Annotated in this window: 2 protein-coding genes and 1 pseudogene; all 3 read left to right on the forward strand. The window is 67.0% G+C overall.

From position 1 onward, the window contains the following. Positions 1–205: pseudogene (locus AN233_RS17230) on the forward strand (hypothetical protein); the annotation flags it as partial. After that, complete coding sequence (locus tag AN233_RS06335) at positions 205–1,017, forward strand: DNA polymerase (RefSeq protein WP_058365964.1); 813 nt, start codon at positions 205–207, stop codon at positions 1,015–1,017. The pseudogene AN233_RS17230 and the gene AN233_RS06335, both read left to right, overlap by 1 nt. 12 nt (positions 1,018–1,029) lie before the next feature. Continuing rightward, positions 1,030–1,414, forward strand: a 385-nt coding sequence (locus tag AN233_RS06340; protein WP_058365965.1) for an HNH endonuclease, incomplete at its 3' end; no start/stop codon positions are given.

Genomic DNA, 1,414 nt, shown 5'->3' on the forward strand with positions numbered 1-1,414 from the left:
GCTGCACAATCGGTACATGGAGGTCTGGCGCGAGCTCGAGGAGCGCGCCGAGGACTACCCGGCGTGCCCGGAGTGCGGCACCGAGCACTGGGAGTTCGAAACCGGAGGGCCGGCGTTCTGCGCGGGCTGCGACCACCAGGGCGGCGAGGAGCTGCAGACGACCGTGCATGAGGCCGCGGCGGCGCTGCTGGAGGGTGGTGCGTGATGGCGGCCGCTGACGCGGAGGCCGACGCGGACGCCGGGGGAGCGACGGAGTCGGTCGACCGGATGACGGTCACGGTGCGGGCAGAAGTGCTCCAGGACGTCGTCGACCAGCTGCTGACGATCGTCGACGAGGCGATCTTCCGGATCGGCTACGAGGGGCTGTCGGTCGCGGCCGTCGACCCCGCGAACGTCGGCATGGTGATGCTCGAGGTCGAGCCCGCGGCGTTCGAGTCAGTCGGGGACGGCATGTTCCCGATCGGGCTGAACCTGGAGCGCCTCGACGACTACATCGGCGGGGCGAGCGGGGCTGACCCGGTGACGCTGTCGTACCGGCCGGAGCGGCGCTCGATCGAGATTGAGCACACGAACGTCGAGGTCGAGATGGCGGGCATCGATCCGGACGCGATCCGCGACGAGCCGGACATTCCGGCTATCGATCCCAGCGTGGAGTTCGAGACCGACGCGGGGCTGTTCGTGGACGCGGTCGAGAACGCCGATCTCGCCAGCGACCACGTGCGGTTCAAGGCGGTCGTTGATGATGGCGAAGTCGTCGTCATCGGAGAGGGCGACACCGACGAGATCAAGACGGAGATTAGCAGCGAGGACATCTCCGACGGTGCGATCAAGAGGGACGCGGAGTCGCTGTTCAGCCTCAACTACCTGATATCTGGGGGTATGCTGAAGCCGCTCGGAAGTGGCACCGACCTGCGGGTAGAGTATTCGGAGGACCATCCGGTGAAGATGCACTACGACTTCGCGGACGGGCTCGGCCACGTGACGATGATGCTCGCTCCGCGGGTGGGGACCAACTGAGGTGATGAACGTGTGTCAGACCATCATCTCGGTTCGAACGGCTGTCAGCGGTATGCTCGCTTCGAGACGAAACGCGGAGACGGAAGCGGCGCCGGCTACGAGCGCTGGCGGTCGACCGAGCACCGACCGCACACGGTCCTCGACCGCCGCGAGGACGTCTACGTCGCGCACCATCGGCTGCTCGCGGTCGTCGCCTGCTACCCGGCGGACATGCCGCTTCGAGAGATCCTCGACGATCTCGACGGGAAGGACGTCCACCACGAGAACGGCTGTAAGTGGGACAATCGTCCGGAGAATCTCGAGCCGGTCGAGCACGCTCGGCACGCGTCGATCACGCAGCAGCAGGTGCGAGCGTGGGCCGAGGACGAGAAGCGCGAACGCGAGCAGCAGCTCGCGG

This window comes from Haloparvum sedimenti, assembly GCF_001462205.1.
Taxonomy (GTDB): domain Archaea; phylum Halobacteriota; class Halobacteria; order Halobacteriales; family Haloferacaceae; genus Haloparvum; species Haloparvum sedimenti.